A 15374-nucleotide genomic window follows, 5' to 3' on the forward strand; every position below is an offset into this window, starting at 1 on the left:
CAACCGGTCCGCCGTCGGCGAACGGTCGCGGAACGGGAGGCGAACGGCCGCGGTCAGCCGGGGCAGACGTCCGGCACGAAGTGCTGGCTCGACCGGGGCGGGCGGACGTAGTCGTCGCGCACCGGCGGACGGGGCGGGAGCACCGGGGCTGCGGGGGTGAGGTCCTCGTAGGGCACCTGGCCGAGCAGGTGGCTGATGACGTTGAGCCGGGCGCGCTTCTTCACCTCGGCCTCGACCACCCACCACGGCGCCTCGGGGATGTCGGTCGCGGCCAGCATCGCGTCCTTGGCCCGGGAGAAGTCGACCCACCGGTTGCGCGCCTCGAGGTCCATCGGGCTGAGCTTCCAGCGCTTGGTCGGGTCGTGCAGCCGCGCCTGGAAGCGCCGCTCCTGCTCGGTGTCGCTCACCGAGAACCAGTACTTGACGATCTGGATGCCGCTGCGCACGAGCATGCGCTCGAACTCGGGGCACGAGCGCAGGAACTCCCAGTACTCCTCGTCGGTGCAGAAGCCCATGACCCGCTCGACGCCGGCGCGGTTGTACCAGGAGCGGTCGAACAGGACCATCTCGCCGCGGGCCGGCAGGTGGGCCACGTAGCGCTGGAAGTACCACTGCCCCCGCTCGCGCTCGGTGGGCGCGGCGAGCGCGACGATCCGGGTGAAGCGGGGGTTGAGCTGCTCGGTGATGCGCTGGATCGCGCCGCCCTTGCCCGCGGCGTCGCGGCCCTCGAAGACCACGACCACCCGCAGGCCTTTCGCGCGGATGTACTCCTGCTGCTTGACCAGCTCCACCTGCAGCCGGGTCAGCTCCTGCTCGTAGTACTTGGTGCTGAGCCGAGCGGCCGGCCGCGGAGCCTCCTCCACCGATGTCTTCGGGTGAGCAGCCATGCGCGGCAGCATGGTCCGGGCGGCGTCCCGCATCAACGGGTCCGGCCCTGCCGCGCTCACCGCGGCGGCCGGTCGTCGCGCTCCGGGGTGCCCCCGACCGGGGGAAACGTGGCGACCCGCCCCACAGGCGGTACCGCGCGTCACATACAGTGCGCGCCGTGAGCGACACCCCCTACCGGACCGTGGTCGTCGGCACCGACGGCTCGGAGTCCTCGCTGCGCGCGGTCGCGCGGGCCGGCGCCATCGCCGGGGCCTGCGGGGCCGCCCTCGTCGTCGCCTGCGCCTACCTCCCCTCCGACGCCGACGAGCGCGAGCTGGCGCGGGCGCAGGACGTGCTGGGGGACGAGGCCTACCAGGTGGTCGGGTCGCACCCGGCCGAGGACACCGTCAGCCGCGCGGGGGACCGGGCGCGCCAGGCCGGCGCGCGCGACGTGCGCACGGTCGCGGTGATGGGCTCGCCGGTCGAGGCCCTCCTCGACGTCGTCCGGCGGGAGGACGCCGACCTGCTGGTGGTCGGCAACAAGGGGCTCAACGGCATCAAGGGCCGGCTGCTCGGCTCGGTGCCGGCCGACGCCACGCGCCGCTCGGCGGTCGACGTGCTGGTCGTGCACACCACCTGAGAGGCACCATCCACCCATGGACGACGCCGGGCCGGCCGAGGGCCCGGACCCCCGCGAGGCGCTCGAGCGGCTGCTGCTCGGCGGCCCGCGCCGCTACACCCGGCTGCAGGTGGCCGAGCTCTCCGGCGTGCCCCTCGAGCGCACCCAGCGGCTGTGGCGCGCGCTCGGGTTCGCCGACTCCCCGGACGACGACCCGGCCTACAGCGACGCCGACATCGCCGCGCTGGGCGTGCTGTCCTCGCTGATCGACTCCGGCTTCGTCGGCCCCGACACCGAGGCGACCATCGCCCGCGCCATGGGCCAGGCGCTGTCGCGGCTGGCCGACTGGCAGACCGACATGCTCGCCGACGTGCTGGCCGGCGCGGCGACGCACGAGGGTCGCGGGGCGACGCCGGAGGAGGCGGTCGAGGCGGCGCGCCGGCTGCTGCCGCTGCTGCGCGACGTCCAGGACTACGTCTGGCGCCGCCACCTCGCCGCCAACGCCGACCGGCTGCTCGCCGCCGGCGCCACCGGGGACCGCCGCGAGCTGGCCGTCGGGTTCGCCGACCTGGTCGGCTACACCTCCCGCAGCCGCGGCATGGGCGGTCGCGAGCTCGGCGACATGGTGGAGGACTTCGAGAGCACCGCCGCCGAGGTGATCGCCCGGCACGGCGGCCGGGTGGTCAAGACGGTGGGGGACGGCGTGCTGTTCACCGCGGCCTCCGCGGTCGAGGGCGCCGAGATCGCCCTCGACCTGCCCGAGCGCTGGGCCGCCGAGGACCGCCCGCCGCTGCGGGTGGGCGTCGCCTACGGGACGGTGCTCACCCGGCTCGGCGACGTCTACTCGCCCGTGGTGAACCTGGCCAGCCGGCTGACCTCGATCGCGCACCCGCAGGCGGTGCTCGTCGACCGCGAGCTGGCCCGCCGGCTGCGCGGGCTGCCCGCCTACCGGGTGCGGCCGCTGCGCCGGGTGTCGGTGCGGGGCTACGACCACCTGCAGCCGTGGCTGGTGCGCCGCCGCCCCGGCGAGGGCGAGGACATCGCGCTGGAGGCCATGCTCGACGAGATGGCCGACGAGGTGCTCGCCCGGGACGACGAGATCGGCGGCTGAGCCCGCGCGGCACCCGCTACAGTGGGCCCGTGCTGTGACCCGGTGACCGACGTCGTCCGTCCTCGACCGCACCGGGAGCACCCCCCCACCATGAGCGCCACCCTCGTCGCGCGCGGCCTGGCCGCCGGCCACGGCGCCCGCGTCCTCTTCTCCGACCTCGACCTCGTCGTCGCCCCGGGCGACGTCGTCGGCCTGGTCGGGGTCAACGGCGCCGGCAAGTCCACGCTGCTGCGCACCCTCGCCGGCGAGCTGCCCGCCGAGTCCGGCAGCGTCGCGCTGTCCCCGCCCACGGCGACCATCGGCTACCTGCCGCAGGAGACCGAGCGCCCGGCGGGGGAGACGGTGCTCGCCACGCTGGCCCGGCGCACCGGCGTGACGGCGGCGCAGGCGGCCCTCGACGAGGCCACCGCGGCGCTGAGCGAGGGCCGGCCGGGGGCCGACGACGCCTACGGCGACGGGCTCGAGCGCTGGCTCGCGCTCGGCGGGGCCGACCTCGAGGAGCGGGCCGCCGAGGTGGTCGCCGAGGTGGCACCGGGCATCCCGCTGGACGCCGCGACCGCCGGCCTGTCCGGCGGTCAGGCCGCCCGCGTCGGCCTGGCCGCGCTGCTGCTCGCCCGCTACGACGTCCTGCTGCTCGACGAGCCGACCAACGACCTCGACCTGACCGGCCTGGCGCAGCTCGAGCGGTTCGTCGAGCAGGCGCGGGCCGGCATCGTCGTGGTCAGCCACGACCGCGAGTTCCTCGCCCGCACGGTCACCCGCGTCGTCGAGCTCGACCTCGTCCAGCAGCTGGTGCGGGTGCACGACGGCGGCTACGACGGCTACCTGGTCGAGCGCGAGGTGGCCCGCCGGCACGCGCGCGAGCAGTACGAGGAGTACGCCGAGACCAAGGCCGAGCTCGAGGCGCGGGGGCGGATGCAGCGCAACTGGATGGCCAAGGGCGTCCGCAACGCGGTCCGCAAGGCCGGCAGCGAGCCGGACAAGAACATCCGCGCGCACATGCGGTCGACGTCGGAGAAGCAGGCGGCCAAGGCGCGGATCACCGAGAAGCGCATCGAGCGGCTCGAGGAGGTCGAGGAGCCGCGCAAGGAGTGGGAGCTGCGGATGTCGATCGCCGCGGCCCCCCGCGCCGGCGCCGTCGTGGCCACGCTGCGCGGCGCGGTGGTGCGCCGCGGCGCCTTCACGCTCGGCCCCGTCGACCTGCAGGTCGACTGGGGCGACCGGCTGGCGATCACCGGCGCCAACGGCTCGGGGAAGACGACGCTGCTCGGCGCCCTGCTCGGCCGGGTGCCGCTCGACGGGGGGACGGCGACGCTGGGGCCCTCGGTCCGCATCGGCGAGATCGACCAGGCCCGCGGCCGCTTCCTCGGCGGCGAGCCGCTGCTCGACGCGTTCTCGGCCGAGGTCCCGTCCTGGCCGACCGCGGAGGTGCGCACGCTGCTGGCCAAGTTCGGGCTGGTCGCCGACCACGTGCTGCGGCCCGCGGCCACCCTCTCGCCGGGGGAGCGCACCCGCGCCGGGCTGGCCCTGCTGCAGGCCCGAGGGGTGAACGTGCTCGTCCTCGACGAGCCGACCAACCACCTCGACCTCCCGGCGATCGAGCAGCTCGAGCAGGCGCTGGCCGGCTACGAGGGCACGCTGCTGCTGGTCACGCACGACCGCCGCATGCTCGAGGCGGTGCACACCACCCGCCGGCTCGTGGTCGACGGCGGCCGCGTCACCGAGCGGTGAGCGCCGTCCCCGACCGCGTCCGGTGGGCGGTCGAGCTGCTCGACCCCCGGCCGGACGACGTCGTGCTCGAGGTCGGCTGCGGACCCGGGGTCGCCGCCGAGCTGGTCTGCGCCCGGCTCACCACCGGCCGGATGGTCGCCGTCGACCGGTCGGCGGTGGCCGTCGAGCGCACGACCCGCCGCAACGCCGAGCACGTCGCGGCCGGGCGGCTGACCGTCGTCGAGGCGGCGCTGGACGGGCTGGACCTGCCCGAGCACGGGGTCGACCGGGCCTTCTCGGTGAATGTGAACCTGTTCTGGACCGGGGACCCCGCCGCGGAGCTCGCGGTGCTGCGCAGGGCGCTGCGGCCCGGTGGGCTGCTGCTGGTCCTCTACGGCACCGGTCCGGGCGGTCCCGACAAGGCGACGGCCGCGGTCGCCGGGGCGCTGGCGGCGCACGGGTTCACCGGGGTGGAGCGCGTCGGGTCCGCGGCCGGCAGCGGGGTGCGCGCGCTCAGGGGATCGCAACCGCCTCGGACGAGCCCACCTGCACCAGGCGCGTGACGCCGGTCAGCGGGTCGAACACGGCCTCCTCCAGCCAGAAGACGTAGACCCCGCCCCGGGTCAGCCCCGTCAGGGTCGTGGTGACCGGTGTGCAGCCGGCCGGCTGGGCGACGGTCCGCCGGACCGGGTCGGGCTGCTCGCCGGGCACGACGTCCTGGGAGACCGCCTGCACGCGGTAGCCGGTCACCTCGGGCCGGCCGTCGGCCATCCAGCTGATGGTCGCCGTCCCCGGACCGGGGGTGGCGCCGGGGTTGATCCGCACCGGGTTGGCGTAGCCGCCGCAGACCGCGGGCGGCGGCTCGTCCTCGATGCCGACGCCGTGGGGCACCACGGGCGGCACGAACTCCGGCACCGACGGACGCGGGACGACCGGGGAGAGGCCGACCTCCGCGGGCTCGGACAGGTCGGGCACCGGCGGGACGACGCCGCCCGAGTCGAGGAACCAGGTCTGCCCGGCCGCCTGGCGGGTCGCCGCCGCCGGCTGCACGTCCGCGTCGGCCGCCGCGCACCCGGCGAGCGCCGCCGAGCACAGGACGAGGACGCCGAGCCGTCGCCGTCCGCCCGCGCGCATCCGCCACCGTCCTCGTCCGGGGAGCCGGTCTCCCTCCAGGACAGCGTCGGCACGCGGCCGCCCGGACTTGACCCGAGCCGGTCAGCCCGGGTCCGCGCCGAGCTCCTCGGGCAGGCCGACGGTGTCCATGCCCGACCACGTCTCGCCGACGTGGTGGGCCAGCACCATCAGGTCGCGCAGCCGGCCCTCCCGGTCGCGGATCTGGTCGCGCAGCAGCGCCTCCCCGCTGAACCCGAGCGCGGTGAACAACGCCAGCGCGGCGCCCTGCTCGGCCACCACCTCGACGACGAGCTTGGTCAGCCCGGCCCGCACCCCCTCGACGAGCGCGTGCCGTGCCAGGTCGCGGCCGAGCCCGCGGCCGCGCGCGTCCGGCGCCACCACCAGCCGGACCTCGCCGACGTGGTCGGACCAGCCGGGCAGCCGCAGCACGGCCACGTAGCCGTGGATCCGGTCGCCGTCCCGGGCGACCCAGCGCTCACCGCCGGTCGTCCACGACCGGACGGTCTCGGCGTCGGTGACGTCCTCCCGGATGAACGTGCGGTCGCCCTCGGGCAGCTCGCGGAAGAAGCGCAGCAGCGCCTCGCAGTCCTCCGTCGCCAGGGGGACGACGGCGGTCACGCGGCCTCCTCGCTGCGCCGGCGGAGGAAGTCCAGGATCGTCGGCACCGTCGTCCGCGCCGCCGTCCGCCCCACCACCAGCCCCATGTGGCCGGCGTCCAGGCACAGCTCGTGCTTGTCCGGGGAGCCGACCAGGTCGATCAGCGGGGCGGTCGCCGCCGGCGGCACGATGTGGTCGCGGACGGCCCGGACGGTCAGGAACGGCACGGTGACGTCGCGCAGGTGCACGGGGTCGCCGGCCACGGTGAGCCGGTCGGTGAGCATGCCGTTGTCGCGCACCAGCATCCGCACGGTCTCGCGGGCGGCCGCGCCGGGGAACGGCACGTGGTCGTCGGACCAGCCGGTCATCGCCTGGTAGGCCGCGACGTACTCGTCGTTCCAGAGCTGCTCCCAGAGCGTCACGTAGCGGGTCACCTCGGCGGTCGGGGTCAGGCTGCGGAAGCCCTGGACGACGACCGACGGCGGCACGTTGCCGTTGTCGTCGAGCACGTCGTCGACCTCCAGGCCGCCCACCCGGAAGAGGTCGGCCAGCGGGCCCATGTGCCGGAAGTCGACCGGGGTGGCCAGCACGGTCAGGCTGCGCAGCGGCGCGTCGGGGTGGTGCGCGGAGTACAGCAGGGCGAGGTCGCCGCCGAAGCAGTAGCCGAACAGGTTGACCTCGTCGCAGCCCGACAGCTCGCGGACCCGGTCGACCGCGGCGGGGATGTAGTCGTCGACGTAGTCCTCGAGCCGGTTCTGCGCGTCCCGCTCGTCCGGCTCGCCCCAGTCGACCAGGTAGACGTCGAACCCGGCGGCCAGCAACTGCTCGACGAAGCTGTTCCCCGGTGCCAGGTCGAGGACGAAGCTGCGGCTGATCAGGCTGAAGACGACGAGCAGCGGCGGCCGGTAGCGGACTCCGCCGGTGACGTCGGGGTCGCTGCGGTAGTGCCACAGCTGGCACCGACCGCGCTGCCAGACGACGTCCTTGGGAGTGAGGCCGACGCCCGGCCGGTCCAGGCCCGCGGCGAGCTTGATGCCGTTACGGGCCCGCAGGGCGTTGCGCTCGACGTCGCGCCGGACGCGGTCGAGGATCGTCTGCGGGCTCGGCACCGTCGGCACGGAGGTCCTCCACGATGGTCGGGTCGGTGGTCGTCCGGGAGCCCCGGCGCCGTTCGGTCTCCAGCTGCAGGTTCAGGCGGCGGACCTCGCGGTCGAGCGCGCCGATCTGCGCCCGCAGCCGGCTGACGTCGGAGCCGGCGGGGAGGTTGAGCAGGTGCCAGGCCCGGGCGGTCAGCCCGCGCGCCGAGTCCCGGGCCAGCTTCTGCGCCCGCTGCACGAGGGCGGCTCCCTGGGCGAACCCGGGGGTCCGCACGAACGCCTCCGCCCGCGGCGTCACCGCCCTGTCGACGGCGTCGTAGGCCTGCCGCCACCGGGGTCCGCTCGATGCCACATCGCTCCCGCGGGCCGCTCCGCTCCTCGCTCGTTCCTCGCTGCGATGCTCACGGCCCTGTCCGCTCATCGCACGCCCTCCGGCACCTCCACGGCGCGGCGCAGGATCTTGCCGGTCGGCCCCTTGGGCAGCGCGTCGACCAGCCAGACGTGCCGCGGGTACTTGTAGGCCGCCACCCGGGCCCTGGCCCACTCGCGCAGCTCGTCGGGTTCGGCGGTGGCGCCGGGCTTCAGCGCGACGGCGGCGGCGACCTCCTCGCCGAGCTCGGGGTGCGGCACGCCGACGCAGGCCACCTCGGCGACCGCGGGGTGCTCGTAGAGCGCCTCCTCGATCTCCCGCGGGTACACGTTGTAGCCGCCGCGGATGATCATCTCCTTCTTGCGGTCGACGATGAAGAAGTAGCCGTCGGTGTCCTGGCGGGCCAGGTCGCCGGTGCGGAACCAGCCGTCGGGGATCGCCTTCGCCGTCTCCTCGGGCTTGCCCCAGTAGCCGGTCATCACGTTCTCGCCGCGGATGGCGATCTCGCCGACGTCGCCCCGGCCGACGTCGCGGCCGTCGTCGTCGACCAGGCGCATCTCCACCCCGCGGATCGGCGTGCCGATCGAGCCCGGCTTGCGCTCGGCGTGGGGATGGTTGAAGGAGGCCACCGGCGAGGTCTCCGACAGCCCGTAGCCCTCCAGCACGATGCAGCCGAAGGTCTCCTCGAACGAGCGCATGACCTCCACCGGCATGGCCGAGCCGCCGGAGACGCACAGCCGCAGGCTCGAGACGTCGGCCTGGCCGGCCTCGGGCGCGTGCAGCATCGCGGAGAACATCGTCGGCACGCCCTCGAACACCGTCACCCGGTCGCGCCCGATCACCGACAGCGCCTTGGCGCCGTCGAAGCGGGGGACGAGGGTGAGCAGCGACCCGGCGAGCACGCCGGCGTTGAGCGCGCAGGTCAGGCCGAAGACGTGGAACAGCGGCAGGCAACCCATGATCACGTCGTCCGGACCGGCCTCGAGCAGCGTCTCGGTGGTGGTGCGCGCGTTGCTGCGCAGCCCGGCGTGGGTCAGCTCCGCGCCCTTCGGGGGCCCGGTGGTCCCCGACGTGTAGAGGATCACCGCCGGGTCGTCGTCGGCCCGCTCGACGGCCTCGGGGAGCCCGTCGGGTGCCATCGCCTGCTCGGGCAGCACGGGGTCGACGGCGATGGCCTCGATGCCGACGGTGGCCGCGGCCTCGGTCGCCGCCTGCGCGACCTGCTCGGCGGCCAGCACCAGGCGGGCGCCGGAGTCGCGCAGGTAGTACTCGACCTCGCGCGCCTTGAGCAGCGGGTTCATCGGGACGACGGCGGCGCCGGCCAGCTGCGCGCCGTAGAACAGCACCGGGAACGCGACGACGTTGGGCAGCACCATGCCCACCCGGTCACCGGGCTCGATGCCGCGCTGCGCGAGGAACGCGGCCACGCGGGCGGCGGCGTCGCGGAACTCGGCGTAGGTCAGCACGGCGTCGTCCATGCGCAGCGCGGGCCGGTCCCCGTGCCGCTCCGCGGTGTCGAGCAGGTTGTGCGCCAGGTTGCCCATCGATCTCTCCCCCTCGAGCACGCCGGGTGCGCGGTCTACCCGCCGGGTGACCTGTGCAACACCTGACCTACCGTCAGGTCGACGGCACGCGACGAGAGGGGACCTTCCGTGAGGGACCGCACGATCCTGGACCTGTTCCGGCTCGACGGCCGGGTGGCGATCGTGACGGGGGCGTCCTCCGGCCTCGGCGTCGACTTCGCCCGGGCGCTGGCCGAGGCGGGGGCCGACGTCGTCCTGGCCGCCCGCCGCGAGGACCGGCTGGGGCACGCCCGCAGCCTGGTCGAGGAGGCCGGCCGCCGGGCGCTCACCGTGCGCACCGACGTGTCGGTGCCCGAGGACTGCCAGGCGCTGGTCGACGCGGCGATGGCCGAGTTCGGCAAGGTCGACATCCTGGTCAACAACGCCGGGGTCGGCACCGCCGTCCCGGCGACCCGGGAGACCCCGGAGCAGTTCCGGCAGGTCATCGACGTCAACCTCAACGGCTGCTACTGGATGGCGCAGGCCTGCGGCCGGGTCATGCAGCCCGGCAGCTCGATCGTCAACATCTCCAGCATCCTGGGCCTGACCACCGCCGGGCTCCCGCAGGCGGCCTACGCGGCCAGCAAGGCCGGCCTGATCGGCCTGACCCGCGACCTGGCCCAGCAGTGGACCGGCCGCAGGGGCATCCGGGTGAACGCGCTGGCCCCCGGCTTCTTCGCCTCCGAGATGACCGACAGCTACCAGCCCGGCTACCTCGACTCGCAGCTGCCCCGCGTGCTGGTGGGCCGCCCCGGCGAGCCCGACGAGCTGGCCGCGGCGCTGCTGTTCCTGGTGAGCGACGCCGGTGGGTACGTCACCGGGACGACGCTGCCGGTGGAGGGCGGTCTGCTCACCAGCTGACCGCTGCGCCCGGACGGGTGACAGCGGGACCGACGACGCTGCCGCCGGCGGTCCCGGTGACATAGCGTGACCGCCGTCGGCCCGGTGCGGGCCTCGAGCGAGCGGGAGCGCGGCGTGAGCGATCCGTACGCCGGTCAGGGCTGGCCGCCCGGGCAGCCCTGGGGTGGTCAGCAGCCCGGGTGGGGGGTCCCGCCGGCGGCGCCGGACCCGCCGCCCTGGCAGCAGGCGCCACCGCAGCCGCCCGCCTGGCAGCAGCAGCCGGCCTGGCAGCAGCCGGCGCGGTCCTGGGGGTCGCTCGGCACACCGGGTGGCGGCGGGGGGACGAGCCGGAAGGGCCTCTGGTGGACCCTCGGTGCGGCCGGGCTGGCCCTCGTCGTCGCGGCCGGTGTCGTCGTCTTCCTGCTCCTGCGCGGTGTCGGCGAGCCCGGCGCCGTCGCGGTGGACGCCGACGACGACGGCCGGGTCGTGGTGAGCTGGGAGGCCGCGCCCCGCGCCGAGAGCTACGAGGTCTACCGCGACGCCGACCTGCTGGGCACGACCACCGAGACCAGCTGGCCCGATCCCGAGGCCCCGGGGGCGACGGAGGTGCGCTACTCCGTCGTCGCCGTCGGCGAGGACGGCGACCGGTCGGAGTCCGTGGCCGCCGACCCGTTCGTCACCCCGCTCGACGCCCCGGCCGCGGTGACGCTGACGGTCGAGGGCCCCGACGTCGTCGTCAGCTGGCGGGCGGTCGACGGTGCGGAGCGGTACGAGGTGCTCCGCGACGGCGAGGTGGTGGCCGCCGACGTCGCCGAGACCACCTTCACCGACGTGGTCCCCGAGAACGGTGACCACGTGTACGGGGTGGTCGCGCTGGACGACGACGGCGCCGGCCGGTCGACGGTGACGGAGCAGGAGGTCTTCGCCCCGGGTCCGTGGGAGGAGGCGTGGGCGATCGGGCAGGCCTTCCCCGACCTGGTGGGGCCCAAGCCGGGCGCGGCGGCCTGGATGGGCGCCACCTGCGAGATCAACACCGTGGACACGCTCGAGGCCTTCGTCTTCTGCGAGTACCCCAACGGGCTCTACGTCGAGGTCCTCCAGTTCCCCGACGTGGCGGCCCAGGACGCGCGGGTGGAGGAGATCCGCGACATCGCCGAGCCGGGCAACCGGACCTGGACGGGGCCGTCCGGCGAGGAGGAGGGCGGGCTGTTCCGCAGCCCGGCCGCCTCGGCGACCCCGTGGCTGTTCCTGACCTTCTGGGACGGCGAGCTCGACCTGTTCGCCGTCTACGCCGACTGGGAGGGCGGGCACACCGCCCAGGAGCTCGACGAGGTCTGGTTCGCCTACGCCCCGCTGCTCCCCGAGTGACCCGTCAGACCCGCTCGGCCCGCTGCACCAGCGCGGCGATCCGGTCGGTCAGCTCCGGCCAGACGGCGCGGGGCAGGTCGTGGCCCATCCCGTCGACCACGAGCAGCTCGGCGCCGGGGATCGCCGCGGCGGTGGCCCGCCCGCCGCTGACGTCGACCAGGGCGTCCTGCGCGCCGTGCACGACCAGCGCGGGCACGCCCACCGCGGCCAGGTCGGCGGTGCGGTCGGGCGTGCTCAGGATGGCGGCGAGCTGGCGGGCGACGCCGGCCGGGTTGTACCGGCGGTCGTAGGAGAGCCCGGCGCGCTCGCGGACGGCCGCCTCGTCGAGCTCGAAGCCGGGCGAGCCGATGACCCGGTAGGTGTCGACCGCGCGCTGGGCGGCGCTGTCCCGGTCGGTGGCCGGCGGTGCGAACAGCACACCCATGCCCGCCTCCGACGGCGTCCCCACCGCGGGGTCGCCGGTCGTCGACATGATCGAGGTCAGGCTGCGCACCCGCGCCGGGTGCCGGATGGCGACGAGCTGGGCGATCATGCCGCCCATCGAGGCGCCGACCACGTGCGCGCTGTCCAGGCCGAGCGCGTCGAGCAGCCCGACGGTGTCGTCGGCGAGGTCGGCCAGCGCGTACGGGACCGTCGACCGGTCGCCGCCGAGCACGGCGCCGAGGTCGGGCACCCCGCGGTCGTCGAGGTGGGTGGACAGGCCGATGTCGCGGTTGTCGAAGCGGACGACGAACAGCCCGCGGTCGGCCAGGCCGCGGCAGAACTCGTCCGGCCACCCGATCATCTGCGTGGCCAGGCCCATCACCAGCAGCACCGGTGGGTCCGAGCGGTCCCCGAACGTCTCGAAGGCGAGCTCGAGCCCGCCCGCCTGCGCCCGCTGGATCCGCGGCTCCGTCGTCGTCACGCCCCGGACGGTAGCCCGGCACCACGGGCGCGACCGCACCGGTCGAGGAAGGCGAGCGAGCGCTCGACGATGAGCTCCGTCGCCGCGGGGTCGTGGTCGTCGAGGCCGTCGTCGCAGACCAGGTGGCCGGTGCCGGGGTAGCGGAAGAGCTCGGCGCCGGGCACGGTGCGGGCCAGCTCCTCGGCGGCGGGGCGGTCCTCCTCGCTCCACGGGTCGTCGTCCACGAGGTGCAGCTGCAGCGCGACACCGTCGGGCCACGACCCGAACTCCTCGGCCGGCACGGCCGAGAACAGCAGCAGCGCGCCGAGGGCGCCGGCCCGCTCCTGCGCGAGCCGCTGGGCCGGCAGGACGCCGAGCGACAGGCCGGCGTAGACGGTCTCGGGCGGCAGGTCGGCCACGGCCGCGGCCCCGCGCTCCAGCACCGTGCCGACCCCGATCTCCTGCGCGTGCGCGACGCCCTCGTCGATCGAGCCGAAGGTCGCCCCGTCGAACAGGTCGGGGACGGTGACCCGGTGGCCGCCGGCGGACAGCCGCCCGGCGAACCGGCGGACGCCGTCGGTCAGCCCTCGGGCGTGGTGGAACAGGACGACGTCGGTCACCCTCGATCGTCGGCGTCGGCGCCGGCGGCCAGGCGGTCGGCCTCGGCGTCTGCCGCGCCCACCGCCTCGCCGCCGTCGGTGGCGCGCTCGGCGTCCGCGCCGGCGTCGAGCGCGCCCTCCTCGACGGTGTCCCGCAGCGGGGTGTCGCGGTCGGCGCCCGCCCGCCGGGCGTCCTCGGCGGCGTCGGCGGCGCCGACGGTCTGGCCGTCCTCGGTCGTGCGGTCGATCATGTCGTCCTGCGCGTCGCCGGCGGCGACGGGCGGGACGCCCTCGGAGCTGGACTGGATGGACATCGTCGGCCTCCTGGTGTTCAGCGGCGACCCCGCCCATACCCAGGGCGGACGCCGATCACAACGTCGCGGCGCGGGCCACCTGCTCGAGCGTGCGGGCGGGGTGCCCGGTGAGGTCGGGGACGGCGGTGCTGACGCCGGCCAGCTCGCCGGCGGCGATCGCGGTGTAGGTCGACACCCAGGCGTCCACCTGCCAGTCCGGCGCCCCGTAGGAGGCGCGCGAGGCGTAGGCCTCCTCGACCGTCTCCGGGACGTAGCGCACCTCCCGCCCGGTGACGCGGCCGAGCACCTCGGCGACCTCGGCGAGCGTCAGGGCCTCGGGCCCGGTGAGGTCGTAGGTGCGGCCGGCGTGCGGGGCGGGATCGCGCAGCACGGCCGCGGCGACGTCGGCGATGTCGTCCTGCGCGACCGCGGCGACGCGGCCCTCGCCGGCCGGGCCGCGCAGCACGCCGTCGTCCCCGATCATCTGCGGGAAGAAGTCGGAGTAGAGGTTGTCGCGCAGGAACGTGAACCGCAGGCCGGAGGCCCGGACGTGCTGCTCGGTGGCCCAGTGGTCGCGGGCCAGGGTGAACGTCGCGTCCGGCGCCGCGCCGACGAGGGAGACGTAGACGAGGTGCTCGACACCGGCCGCCGCGGCGGCGTCGACGAAGGTGCGGTGCTGGTCGACGCGGTCGGGGGTCTCGGCGGCCGACACCATGAGCACGGTCGGCAGGCCGGCCAGGGCGGTGCGCACGGCGTCGGCGTCGGCGTACGCCGCCCGGACGGCCTCGGCGCCGGGCAGCTGCGGGGCGCGGGCCGGGTCGCGGGCGAGGAGGCGCTGGGGCAGGCCGGCGTCGGCGAGGCGGCGGGCGATCCGCCCGCCCAGCCGGCCGGTCGCGCCGGTGACGGCGAGGGGGTGCGACATGCCCGCGAACGCTAGGGCACGCTAGGACAGGGGCAGCCCGGCCAGCCCGGCGGCGAGCCCGAGGACGGCGCAGACGCCCAGGGTGCGCAGCACCGACCACCGCACCCGGAACAGCAGCGCCGCGGCCACCAGGGCGATGGCGAGGGGCACCCACCTCAGCGTGGTCGGATCGGGCAGCTCCAGCGCGAACGGACCGCCGTCGACGGCCACGGTCTCGGAGAACAGCGTGTGGACGGCGAAGTAGACGCCGAGGTTCGCGATGACCCCGACGACCGCCGCGGTGATGCCCGACAGCGCCGCCGACAGCGACCGGTTCCCACGAAGCCGCTCCATGTACGGGGCGCCGAGCAGCACGAACAGGAAGCTCGGCACGAAGGTCACCCACGTGACCAGCAGCGAGGCCAGGACGGCCGCGACCCACGGGTCCAGGTCGCCCGGTGCGCGGTAGGCGCCGAGGAACGCGACGAACTGCACGACCATGATCAGCGGACCGGGCGTGGTCTCGGCCAGCGCCAGGCCGCGCACCATCTCGCCGGGGGAGAGCCAGCCGTAGACCTGCACCGCCTGCTGGGCGACGTAGGCGAGCACCGCGTAGGCGCCGCCGAACGTGACCACCGCCGCGCCGGAGAAGAACAGGCCCTGCTCGGTGAACACGCTGCCGGCACCGGTGAGCAGGGCGACCGCCGCGACCGGCAGCCCCCAGACGAGCAGCCCGACGACCAGCACCCGCAGGGTGCGGCGGGCGCTGGGGGTCTCGTGGTGCAGCACGTCGTCGGAGACCACCGGCGGCGGGCCGGCGTCCGGGCCCTCCGCCGCACGCTTCTGCGGCAGCGCGGCCGGCCGCCACCGGCCGAGGGCCCAGCCGGCGAGCCCGGCGACCGCCACCACCACGGGGAACGGGACGGCGAAGAGCGCGAGGGCGAGGAACGAGGCCACGGCGATCGCGACCAGCGCCGGGCTGTCCAGCGCCTTCTTCGCGACCCGGACGACGGCCTGGACCACGATGGCGAGCACCGCGGCGGCGAGGCCGGTGAACAGCGCGGTGACGGCGGTCGTGGTGCCGAAGGCGACGTAGACCGCCGAGAGCACCAGCAGGGCGACCACGCCGGGGAGGACGAACAGGCCGCCGGCGACCAGGCCGCCGCGGGTGCCGTGCAGCAGCCAGCCGACGTAGGTGGCCAGCTGCTGCGCCTCGGGCCCCGGCAGCAGCGTGCAGTAGTTGAGGGCGTGCAGGAACCGGCGCTGGCCGATCCACCGCCGCTCGTCGACCAGGGTGCGCTGCATGACCGCGATCTGGCCGGCCGGACCGCCGAAGGTCTGCAGCGAGATCAGGAACCAGGCCCGCACCGCGGTGCCGAACGGCACCCCGGTCTGCTGCGCCGGGCGGGTGTCGGGGTCCATG

At 75.6% G+C, this 15374-nt stretch carries 17 protein-coding genes; 6 read left to right on the plus strand and 11 right to left on the minus strand.

The window, feature by feature from the left end; all coding sequences use genetic code 11:
• Positions 1 to 53: 53 nt before the first annotated feature.
• Entirely contained in the window at positions 54 to 887 is an 834-nt protein-coding gene (ppk2, locus tag ACI797_RS12340) for a polyphosphate kinase 2 (RefSeq protein ID WP_456858913.1), read from the minus strand.
• A gap of 158 nt (positions 888 to 1045) precedes the next feature.
• On the opposite strand from ppk2, the gene ACI797_RS12345 reads away from it, so the two are divergent.
• From ACI797_RS12345 to ACI797_RS12360, 4 genes are all read left to right on the plus strand, one after another.
• On the plus strand, positions 1046 to 1507 hold the full coding sequence (locus tag ACI797_RS12345; RefSeq protein ID WP_456858914.1) for a universal stress protein: 462 nt from the start codon (positions 1046 to 1048) through the stop codon (positions 1505 to 1507).
• A 16-nt stretch (positions 1508 to 1523) separates the two neighbouring features.
• Entirely contained in the window at positions 1524 to 2597 is a 1074-nt protein-coding gene (locus tag ACI797_RS12350; protein ID WP_456858915.1) for an adenylate/guanylate cyclase domain-containing protein, read from the plus strand.
• Positions 2598 to 2687: 90 nt separating this feature from the next.
• Positions 2688 to 4328 carry an ABC-F family ATP-binding cassette domain-containing protein gene (locus ACI797_RS12355; protein WP_456858916.1) on the plus strand — a complete coding sequence of 547 codons (1641 nt, stop codon included), beginning with the start codon at positions 2688 to 2690 and terminating at the stop codon, positions 4326 to 4328.
• Positions 4325 to 4870: a class I SAM-dependent methyltransferase gene (locus tag ACI797_RS12360; RefSeq protein ID WP_456858917.1), complete on the plus strand. Its 546-nt coding sequence runs from the start codon at positions 4325 to 4327 to the stop codon at positions 4868 to 4870. Before ACI797_RS12355 ends, ACI797_RS12360 begins: the two co-directional genes overlap by 4 nt.
• Here the strand turns inward: ACI797_RS12360 and ACI797_RS12365 are convergent.
• From ACI797_RS12365 to ACI797_RS12385, 5 genes are all read right to left on the minus strand, one after another.
• Positions 4821 to 5441 (minus strand): hypothetical protein, encoded by a 621-nt coding sequence (locus ACI797_RS12365; RefSeq protein ID WP_456858919.1) that lies wholly within the window; start codon positions 5439 to 5441, stop codon positions 4821 to 4823. The genes ACI797_RS12360 and ACI797_RS12365 overlap by 50 nt on opposite strands.
• Before the next feature lie 81 nt (positions 5442 to 5522).
• Complete coding sequence (locus ACI797_RS12370; protein ID WP_456858920.1) at positions 5523 to 6059, minus strand: N-acetyltransferase family protein; 537 nt, start codon at positions 6057 to 6059, stop codon at positions 5523 to 5525.
• Positions 6056 to 7156, minus strand: a complete 1101-nt coding sequence (locus ACI797_RS12375) for an alpha/beta fold hydrolase (protein ID WP_456858921.1) — start codon at positions 7154 to 7156, stop codon at positions 6056 to 6058. Before ACI797_RS12375 ends, ACI797_RS12370 begins: the two co-directional genes overlap by 4 nt.
• Positions 7077 to 7487 (minus strand): hypothetical protein, encoded by a 411-nt coding sequence (locus tag ACI797_RS12380; protein WP_456858923.1) that lies wholly within the window; start codon positions 7485 to 7487, stop codon positions 7077 to 7079. Before ACI797_RS12380 ends, ACI797_RS12375 begins: the two co-directional genes overlap by 80 nt.
• A 65-nt stretch (positions 7488 to 7552) precedes the next feature.
• Entirely contained in the window at positions 7553 to 9049 is a 1497-nt protein-coding gene (locus ACI797_RS12385; RefSeq protein WP_456858924.1) for a long-chain-fatty-acid--CoA ligase, read from the minus strand.
• Between the two features lie 108 nt (positions 9050 to 9157).
• On the opposite strand from ACI797_RS12385, the gene ACI797_RS12390 reads away from it, so the two are divergent.
• A complete protein-coding gene (locus tag ACI797_RS12390; RefSeq protein WP_456541441.1) occupies positions 9158 to 9928 on the plus strand; it encodes an SDR family NAD(P)-dependent oxidoreductase in 771 nt (256 codons plus the stop codon).
• 114 nt (positions 9929 to 10042) lie between these two features.
• Positions 10043 to 11275 (plus strand): fibronectin type III domain-containing protein, encoded by a 1233-nt coding sequence (locus ACI797_RS12395; RefSeq protein ID WP_456858926.1) that lies wholly within the window; start codon positions 10043 to 10045, stop codon positions 11273 to 11275.
• Between the two features lie 4 nt (positions 11276 to 11279).
• On the opposite strand, the gene ACI797_RS12400 is transcribed toward ACI797_RS12395, so the two are convergent.
• The 5 genes from ACI797_RS12400 to chrA are packed head-to-tail and all read right to left on the minus strand — an operon-like array spanning position 11280 to position 15373.
• Positions 11280 to 12179, minus strand: coding sequence for an alpha/beta fold hydrolase (locus tag ACI797_RS12400; RefSeq protein ID WP_456858928.1), 900 nt, complete (start codon positions 12177 to 12179; stop codon positions 11280 to 11282).
• Positions 12176 to 12778 carry a dienelactone hydrolase family protein gene (locus ACI797_RS12405; RefSeq protein ID WP_456858929.1) on the minus strand — a complete coding sequence of 201 codons (603 nt, stop codon included), beginning with the start codon at positions 12776 to 12778 and terminating at the stop codon, positions 12176 to 12178. Before ACI797_RS12405 ends, ACI797_RS12400 begins: the two co-directional genes overlap by 4 nt.
• On the minus strand, positions 12775 to 13071 hold the full coding sequence (locus tag ACI797_RS12410) for a hypothetical protein (RefSeq protein WP_456858931.1): 297 nt from the start codon (positions 13069 to 13071) through the stop codon (positions 12775 to 12777). Before ACI797_RS12410 ends, ACI797_RS12405 begins: the two co-directional genes overlap by 4 nt.
• A 55-nt stretch (positions 13072 to 13126) precedes the next feature.
• The gene (locus tag ACI797_RS12415) at positions 13127 to 13972 is read right to left on the minus strand and encodes an SDR family oxidoreductase (RefSeq protein WP_456858933.1); all 846 of its coding nucleotides are present in this window, start codon (positions 13970 to 13972) and stop codon (positions 13127 to 13129) included.
• Positions 13973 to 13993: 21 nt separating this feature from the next.
• On the minus strand, positions 13994 to 15373 hold the full coding sequence (chrA, locus tag ACI797_RS12420) for a chromate efflux transporter (RefSeq protein WP_456858935.1): 1380 nt from the start codon (positions 15371 to 15373) through the stop codon (positions 13994 to 13996).
• Position 15374: the final 1 nt, after the last annotated feature.

It is taken from the genome of Geodermatophilus sp. SYSU D00691, from assembly GCF_054050275.1.